The sequence below is a fragment of the Cyanobium sp. BA20m-14 genome (genome assembly GCF_024346295.1).
This window is the reverse complement of sequence record NZ_JAGQCR010000143.1, coordinates 1-8,069: the sequence shown is the minus strand read 5'-3', so window position 1 is coordinate 8,069 and position 8,069 is coordinate 1. Positions and strand designations below refer to the sequence as shown.

8 protein-coding genes are annotated in these 8,069 nt (G+C 59.5%); 4 read left to right on the top strand and 4 right to left on the bottom strand.

From position 1 onward, the window contains the following. A partial coding sequence (locus tag KBZ07_RS12820; RefSeq protein WP_254931976.1) for a pre-peptidase C-terminal domain-containing protein occupies positions 1–2,594 on the bottom strand: 2,594 nt, incomplete at its 3' end. A gap of 532 nt (positions 2,595–3,126) precedes the next feature. Between KBZ07_RS12820 and KBZ07_RS12815 the strand changes: the two genes are divergently transcribed. Beyond that, complete coding sequence (locus KBZ07_RS12815) at positions 3,127–3,300, top strand: hypothetical protein (RefSeq protein ID WP_261355779.1); 174 nt, start codon at positions 3,127–3,129, stop codon at positions 3,298–3,300. A 56-nt stretch (positions 3,301–3,356) separates the two neighbouring features. On the opposite strand, the gene KBZ07_RS12810 is transcribed toward KBZ07_RS12815, so the two are convergent. Next, a complete protein-coding gene (locus tag KBZ07_RS12810; protein WP_254931975.1) occupies positions 3,357–3,752 on the bottom strand; it encodes a hypothetical protein in 396 nt (131 codons plus the stop codon). Between the two features lie 72 nt (positions 3,753–3,824). Here KBZ07_RS12810 and KBZ07_RS12805 point away from each other — a divergent pair, with 72 nt between their 5' ends. The 3 genes from KBZ07_RS12805 to KBZ07_RS12795 all read left to right on the top strand — a co-directional run bounded on the left by KBZ07_RS12805 (position 3,825) and on the right by KBZ07_RS12795 (position 6,632). Next, on the top strand, positions 3,825–3,995 hold the full coding sequence (locus tag KBZ07_RS12805; protein WP_254931974.1) for a hypothetical protein: 171 nt from the start codon (positions 3,825–3,827) through the stop codon (positions 3,993–3,995). 132 nt (positions 3,996–4,127) lie between these two features. Then, a complete protein-coding gene (locus KBZ07_RS12800; RefSeq protein ID WP_254931973.1) occupies positions 4,128–5,381 on the top strand; it encodes an ATP-binding protein in 1,254 nt (417 codons plus the stop codon). Between the two features lie 594 nt (positions 5,382–5,975). Continuing rightward, positions 5,976–6,632, top strand: coding sequence for an SIMPL domain-containing protein (locus KBZ07_RS12795; protein ID WP_254931972.1), 657 nt, complete (start codon positions 5,976–5,978; stop codon positions 6,630–6,632). Here KBZ07_RS12795 and KBZ07_RS12790 read toward each other — a convergent pair. Next, on the bottom strand, positions 6,601–7,722 hold the full coding sequence (locus KBZ07_RS12790; RefSeq protein ID WP_254931971.1) for an adenylate/guanylate cyclase domain-containing protein: 1,122 nt from the start codon (positions 7,720–7,722) through the stop codon (positions 6,601–6,603). The two genes, KBZ07_RS12795 and KBZ07_RS12790, sit on opposite strands and share 32 nt — an antisense overlap. A gap of 9 nt (positions 7,723–7,731) precedes the next feature. Next, positions 7,732–8,069: CheB methylesterase domain-containing protein (locus tag KBZ07_RS12785; RefSeq protein WP_254931970.1), on the bottom strand; the 338-nt coding region annotated here is incomplete at its 5' end.

Below are 8,069 nucleotides of genomic sequence, written 5' to 3'. Positions count from 1 at the left end.
TCGAACACTCCCGCAAAGGTCGAGCCTCCTGCGCCCCAAGGGTTGCTGATTGTGAAACGACCGTTAGATTGATTGTAGCCTGTTATAGCAAAGGCATGGCCAGAGACAAGGTTGCGTTTCCCTGAGCTGTCACTGCTATTGCCAAAGCTGCCAAGCCACAATGATTTGCCCGCATTGATGGCTGCAATGGCTATATTTTCATAACTGTTCCACGTCGTCAAATTGTTATTGGATGAGGTCCATCCAGAGCGGGGATTATCTGCAGAATAGGTAGTTGTGCTGCGGTTTGTGATGTGCCGCAAGGATTCTTCCAGGCCACCTTCAATAAAACTATAACTGTTGGCTTGTGTTGAGCGCCCAAATACTCCGACTTCATTCGCTTGCGCATAGGCTTTTTCGGCCAATGCTAGCCACATCTCGCCAGTAAGAGAGCGGGATGCGTTCCCAGCTAAAGCTAATGAATTGTTTGAAAGAATGGGAACGGCTTGATTGACAGTAACCCAGAGTTCATTGCCAGTAGATCCGTAGAAGCGTACACCATAGGTTCCATCGCCATTGTCGCGGAACATGTCACGAATCAGCTGGGGCTGGTTGTTCGCAAGGGTTGAGCAAGCTGCGAGGAAGTAACAAGTGCCTGCTTGGCCTTGATTGATATCGGAAAAGGCTACATCATTGACATACAGGCTTCCTGCCATCTGACCATAATTAAAGGTGAGACTATTAGCTCCTGCTGCTGTATCGCCGCCTGCAAAATTCGTTGGCAGGTCAAGTCCTCCGAACCATTTATCTACTAATCGATTCATCTGTGTGTGGCTGGATCCTGCAGCAAGATTGCCTAGCGCTGTACGTGTGCTCGCCCCACTGGTCCACCATTGGTTGGCCGAGTTGCCATTGACGACGGCATTGTAAATATACTGGTGGTAGGTGCGTGATGTAGCAGAAAGATATGGGCTAAACTGGTTTGCAATGGTGCGTAGATCGGAAAGTTCTTGAGATGTCACGCCGCTGTTGGCCGCTGTTCTTAGCAGCGTGGATAGTTCTTGGTGGCTGAAAAGATTGTCTCCCAGCGCTGTGTTGACCAAGTTGCGTATGGTCGTATCAACAAGACCGGTGATGCGATCGACGTTATTGCTGAGATCTGTGGCACTGAGTGAGTAGTTGCCAATAATTGAGCCAGTGCCACCAGCGTCGAGATAATAGGTTCCCGTGGCTATTGCTGTGTATGTTATTTGTGAATTCAGGCCAGGAGCGAAGTTGTCGTTGCTTGCCAGGATATTGCGGCCGCTGCTGTCTCGAAGACTCAGGGTCGGGTCGGACAGGGTATTGCCGTTGAGATTGAAGCGATAGGTGCTGCCAGCGTTGAGGGTGATGCTGAACCAGTCGCGATCTTCACCGAAGTTGATGGATCCAGCTTCTACGCGGCCGATCGCAACACTGCCAGTGGTGGTGATATCAGCGGCATAATCGTCTGTGGTTGGCAGAGGCGTGGTGTTTGCGGCCAGGAGGATGTAGGAGCCGGTGCCACTGCTGTAGGGGCCGGCATCGAGGAAGTAGGTGCCAGTGCTGGTGGCGGTGTAGGTGATCTGGGAGTTGCGGCCGTTGAAGTCGTCGTTGAAAGCGAGCTGGTTGCCGCTGTCGTCGCGCAGGGCGAGGGTGGGATCGGAGAGGGTGTTGCCGTTGAGATTGAAGCGATAGGTCTGCCCCGCGGCGAGAGCAATGCGGAACCAGTCGCGATCACCACTGGAGTTCACCACACCTGTGCTGCTGCCGCCGACGGCGATGCTGCCGGTGGTGGAGGTGTTGGCGCTAAAGTCATCATCGGTGAACAGATCACGAGCATAGAGTGTGTAAGCACCAGCACCGACATTCTCTTTAGAGCCCACGTCTAAATAATAGGTGCCAGTGGTTTGTGCGATGAAGTCGATCGTGGGATTGAGCGATCCCCCGGAATCATCTGCGAAGGAGAGTTGACTGCCGCTTGCATTGCGGAGATACAGGTCTGGGTCGCGCAAGCTGCTTCCAATGATCGAGAACGCATAGCTACGGCCAGCGGTGAGGGCGATGCGGAACCAGTCGCGATCAGCGTTGAAGTTCACCACACCTGTGCTGCTGCCGCCGACGGCGATGCTGCCGGTGGTGGAGGTGTTGGCGGTGAAATCGTCTGTGGGGGAGGTATTTGCTGCGAGGAGGGTGTAGGAGCCGGTGCCACTGCCAAGGGCACCTGCGTCTAGGAAGTAGGTGCCAGTGCTGGTGGCGGTGTAGGTGATCTGGGAGTTGCGGCCGTTGAAGTCGTCGTTGAAAGCGAGCTGTGTGCCGCTGGCGTTGCGAAGGGCGAGGGTGGGATCGGAGAGGGTGTTGCCGTTGAGATTGAAGCGATAGGTCTGCCCCGCGGCGAGATCAATGCGGAACCAGTCGCGATCAGCGTTGAAGTTCACCACACCTGTGCTGCTGCCGCCGACGGCGATGCTGCCGGTGGTGGAGGTGTTGGCGGTGAAATCGTCCAGAACATTGCCTACGGCAAAAACTGATAGGCCTGTAATATTGTCGTGTTCGGGAGATGGTTGTGTGCTAGTGCCAACAGAATAATCCTTCAAGCCAGAGGGGCTATAGCCTGGCGTGTCTGATGCAATTGGTGAGATATTGGATGATCGAGAAATGCGCTCGTCTGGCTGGATAGGTCTGATGGCCGACGCCATCATTGGCTCACTGCTTAAAAGTCCATAGTCATTTGTGGAAACAAAAAGTTGTTCTGAATCCGCTTTTATATTATTTTCAAAGCTTGTTGACATTGATTTATTATAGATTCTTGCAATCTATGAGCATCTTGATCATGGCTTGCCTCTCAATGATCAAGACTGTGACATTTCTTAATTATCACATATTTTATCCCTTCTGGTCGGTCTCCGCCGCAGCCCCAGCGTGTTTGTGCACAGCAGCTGAATCGAGCGGGGTAGCCTGACCATTGGTGCTTTCGTGATAGCCCAAGTGGTTCGGACTTGCCGGCGTCGCACCTAAGCTTTATGCACAGCCACCCACCTGCTGCAGACGGCCCTCAAGCAGGTCGTCGATCCAGGCGAGCTGACACTGGCCAAGGCTTCAGCGCTGGCGGGTCAGGCCCAGGCTCTCGTGGAGTTCCAGCTGCTTGTGGCCCGCCTTGATGGCGTCGAGGGCGCAGGCCTTCGGGGCGGCGGCGGCGGCCGGCCCAACCTGGCCCAGGCGGGCGGGCGCGATGGGGCGGCCCTGGATGGGGCGCTGGAGCAGGGCCGCGAGGAGCTGCGGATGAGCCTGCTGGAGGGGTGAGTCGGCGGGCCTGCCTCGCCAGGGTGACGCCCCGCTTTCCTTGGGTCAGACCACTGCTAGTGGTCGGCATACACCCTGTGGACGGCGGACACTACCTGTGGTGGGCAGAATCTCTGGGCCGGCCTAATCGCAATGGCCACCAACAAAAAAATGAAGGGAACTAATCTGCTTCGTGGGGCAGGCAGGTGTCGGCGGCGGAAATCGCTGATCCGGCTGTGGTCAGGCTGCTGATTGCCGGTGAGAACCCGGAAGGTGGCGCCTTCCCAGCAGGCCTTCTCTCCGTGGGGATCCTGCTGCCAGTAGACGGCGTGGATTTCCTCAAGATCCAGCTCGCCGGCCAGATCCAGCAAAAAGAACACCAGGTGGTTCTCTGGCAACCAGTCCACTGGTGATGGCAGCAGCAGCAGCGTCTGCTCGGGGTTCCAGGGCCGGAAGGACTTGGGCTTGACCATGCCCCATTCTCTTGCCCAGATCCATTGCTGCCACTGGGATCTGGGCAGATTTCAGGGCGTCTGTGGAGAAGGATGGCGCTGAGCGTGGAGCATTGGTTTGAGCGCCAGATCCGGCCCCGTTACGCTGACCCCAGCGATGAAAAGGCCTTCCTGATCAGCGACATTCAGGAGTGGATCAACACCCTCAACATCCCGGAACTCGATGGCCCGCTGGAGGACTTCCGCCGCGGGCTGCGCATCTGATCGAAATCGGATTCGGCGAACCCCCCATGGAGGGGACGGCGAACTCCGCAGGAGAATGCCGGCAAAAGCAGCATCAAAGAGGCGGCAAAAGCAGCAGTAAGCTGTCGGCAACCACCCCATCAAGGCGCAGGCATGCCGGCGTATCGCCCCCGAATCGTCGATGCCGAGCTGCTGGATCAGCTCCAGTCCGCAGGGGCTGTCGTGATCGAGGGACCGAAGGCCTGCGGCAAGACCATGACGGCAACCCAGCAGGCGGCCTCCAGGGTGCTGTTGGACGTAGACCTCGCGGCTCGGCAGGCACTGGCCGTTGATCCAGCGCTGGTCCTGGCAGGCGCCAGGCCCCGGCTGCTGGATGAATGGCAGGTGGAACCTGGGCTGTGGAATCAGGTGAGGCGGGCCGTGGATGCCGCGGATCAGCCAGGCCAGTTCCTGCTGACTGGATCGTCGGTGCCGGCCGATGACGCTGATCGCCACACCGGCGCTGGGCGGTTCTCCTTCCTGCGGATGCGTCCGATGACCCTGTTCGAAGCAGGTGTCTCCGTGGGTGGGGTGTCGTTGCGGCAGCTGTTCGCGGGTGAGGCCCCACGATCGGCCGATCCCGGCCTCACGGTGCAGAATCTCTGCGATCTAATAAGCATCGGCGGATGGCCGGCACAACAGGGACGGCCGGTGAAGGCGGCGCTGCGGGCCGCCCGCGACTACCTGGAACAGGTGCGGCAAGTTGACATCAGCCGGGTGGGGGAGCATCGACGTGATCCCGTCAAGGTTGGGTATCTGCTGCGGGCCCTTGGGCGGCATTCGGCCACGGAGGCGCGCCTGGCCACTCTGGCCGCCGATGCGGTCGGTGGGGGCGCGGCACTTGATGAGCGCACCGTGTCCGACTACCTGCAGGCGCTGGAGCGGCTGATGGTGATCGAGGATCAACCCGCCTGGGCCCCCCACCTGCGCTCCAGAGCAAGGCTGCGTAAGGCACCGAAACGGCATTACGTGGATCCCTCACTGGCTGTGGCAGCGCTGGGAGCTGGCCCGGAGCGGCTGCTGGCGGATCTGGAGTTGTTGGGCCTGCTGTTCGAATCCTTGGTGATGAGGGATCTGCGGGTGTACAGCCAGCCGTTGGATGGGGAGGTGCTCCATTACCGCGATCACTACGGTGTGGAGGTGGATGCGATCGTGCAGCTGCGCGACGGCCGCTGGGGAGCGATTGAAATCAAGCTTGGCGAAGGGCAGGTGGAGCAGGCAGCCGCGGGCCTGCTTCACTTCGCCCGCCAGATCGACACAAGCCGAACCGGCCCGCCGAGTTTCCTCGCTGTGATCTGCGGCAAGGGCTATGGCTATCGACGTGAGGATGGGGTTGTGGTGGTGCCGGTGGGGGCGTTCGGGCCCTGATCGCGGCCTCGGGCTTCCCAATCTCGGTGCGAAGGTTCAACTTGATGTGCTGCCGGTAGTAATCGTCCGCCTGCGGTGGCGAATCGGACAAGCTGGCGTGCTGGCCAGGCTGAGCGATCTGTTGATCATGCGTCTCCTCCTGCTCCAGTCATTGAGCCTTCGAGTTGCGCCTTCAACTGCTACGCCGATATGAATAATGAATCTATCCCGGCATCGCACTTCGTCAGTGATGCTTGCGATTCAGAACTCCAGGCTCAATTCACGTTCAACTTCAGCTCCTGGCGCCACTCCTGCAGCGGGGAGCGGTTTTGGGCCAGGTTGAAGCCCTGCAGGCCGAGTTCGCTCGCACATGCACGATGTCGTGGGTTTCCTTCCTGCCGGCAGGGCCTTGAGAGCATCGAGGTCGATGGCCTGGGGTCGCCAGCCACCTGCCACCATCTTCAAGCTCTGGAGCCGTTCCTTGGGGTTGGGCTTCATCTGATCGGCTCCATATTTTGAGTAATGCCATATTTCGAGTAAGTTTATATTTTGAGCCAGCTCCACATTTTGACTCGATTCCACACTTTGAGACTGGCTTGGGTTGTGCCCCTGCTGTTGCCCTTGCTTCCCGCGGCCGGCTTGGCCCAGAGCCAGGTGCAGCTCGCCTGCAGCGGCACCCTGTTGGAGGCCCGAGGCAGCGGCGAACTCAAGCGAATCACAGCCAACCTGCGCTTTTCCCTGGCCCTGGAAGCGGAGGCTGCCAGCAGCGAGGCCGCGCTGGCCAGCCTGCAGGGGCGCCTTGCCGCGGTGCGCACCAGCTTGAAAAATCTCCAGGTGGTTGACCTGGAGGTCACCTCCCCCACCACCTGGCAACGGCCCGCCAGTCGCCCTAGCCCTGAGCGGGTGGTAGCCAGCCTTCAGGTGTCTGGCCAGCTGGCGCCGGCCAGGCTGCAGGACCTGGTGCGGGGGGTGGGCGGGTTGCCTGGGGTTCGGCTCGCCCCGGTGGCGACCGAGGCCGATCGGCCGGGGGATCGGGCCGCCCGCGCCACCCTGCTGCGGGCCGCTTACCAGGACGCCCTGCAGCAGGGATTGGATCTAGCGGGTGCCATGGGGCTCAAGGGGGCGCTCAAGCCCATTGAGGTGTTGCTGGAAGGGGGCTCCAGGCCTGGGCTAAAGATGGTGATGGCGGCGGAGGCAGCCCCTTTTGATCCGGCCGAGCTGGCTGCGCCTGTGGATCGACTCAGTCTGCAGGTGCGCTTCTGCGCCCGTTGACATAGAAGGTGGCAACCTCGCCCAGGCCCTTGGCCTGGACCAGTCCGCGGGATTCCAGGGCAAAGGTGTCATCCAGCAATTCGGCCGTCTGGGTAGAAATCTGTACCCGCCCCGGGGTGCCGCTCGATTCCATCCGGCTCGCCACATTCACCGTATTGCCCCAGAGGTCATAGGTGAATTTGTTTTTGCCAATCACCCCTGCCACCACCGGGCCGCTGTGGATGCCAATTCGCATGTTTAGGTCTGTTTGGTTGGCCTGGTTGAACTGCGCCATTGCCTCCAGCATGTTCACTGCCGTGGAGACCACAGCCCTGGCATGGTCGTTTCGGGCCTCCGGTAGGCCTCCCACCAGCATGTAGCAGTCGCCGATGGTCTTGATCTTTTCGAGGCCGGCATCCTCCACCAACTGGTCAAATTTGGAGAAGAGGCTATGGAGCACCTCAACTAATTGCTTGGCGGTCATGCCCTGGGAGAGCCTGGTCAAGCCCACCAGGTCGGCAAATAAGACAGAAACATTGGCGTGGCTGTCGGCGCAACGTTGTTCGCCACCCTTGAGCCGTTCTGAAATTGCAACCGGCAGAATATTGAGCAGCAGCAGCTCTGATTTTTCCTGTTCCTGAATCAGCCTGAGGTGTTGGGATTCCAGCTGTTTTCGCTGGATGATTTCCAGATCGCGCAGCCTCTTTTTCTCCAGTGATGAGGTCAGTCGGGCCCTAAGTAGCACCTGGCTGAAGGGTTTGGGCAGGTAATCCTCGGCGCCCATCTCAATGCAGGCCACCACTTCGTCTATTGATTCGCCGCCAGATATCACGATTACGGGCAGGCTTCTGAGCTCCGAATTGGCCTGCATGCGAGCAAGAACGGCGAGCCCATTCATCTGGGGCATCTCCATATCCAGCAGCATCAGATCAAATTCCTCCTGCTTGAGGCGCTCCAGGGCATGCTGGCCATCGACGGCCTCCTCAATCTGCCCAATTCCCAGTTGACGCAGGGAGCGGGCAATGCCCATGCGCAGCATTTTGCTGTCGTCCACCACGAGGATGCGGGCAGCGCTGAGCAGCTCGGCGCCGGGCAGTTCAGATTCGTCCATGCCAGTGGCTCAGGGTTTGATGGTGTTAAGGGTTTCCACAATGGCCTGGGGCATGGCCTGCAGGTGGACACTGCGGTCGACCACACCCAGTTCAACGGCGGCCCTTGGCATGCCGTAGATCACACTGCTGGCTTCGTTTTGGGCCAGGGAACAGCCGCCCGCCTCCTTGATCGATCCAAGGCCGCGGGCCCCATCTCGCCCCATCCCGGTGAGCACCACCCCCAGGGTGTGCGCTCCGGCGACTGCCGCTGCGGAGCGGAACAGCACATCCACGGCCGGCCGGCAGTGGTGAACTGGCGGGGTTTGCACCAGGCGCACCCGGTATTGATCCTGTTTGACGATCATCA

Excerpts from the sequence above, each read along its gene's own strand:
- KBZ07_RS12810 (WP_254931975.1), bottom strand. The coding sequence starts at position 3,752 with ATGGTCAAGCCCAAGTCCTTCCGGCCCTGGAACCCCGAGCAGACGCTG.
- KBZ07_RS12805 (WP_254931974.1), top strand. The coding sequence starts at position 3,825 with ATGGCGCTGAGCGTGGAGCATTGGTTTGAGCGCCAGATCCGGCCCCGT.
- KBZ07_RS12800 (WP_254931973.1), top strand. The coding sequence starts at position 4,128 with ATGCCGGCGTATCGCCCCCGAATCGTCGATGCCGAGCTGCTGGATCAG.
- KBZ07_RS12790 (WP_254931971.1), bottom strand. The coding sequence starts at position 7,722 with ATGGACGAATCTGAACTGCCCGGCGCCGAGCTGCTCAGCGCTGCCCGC.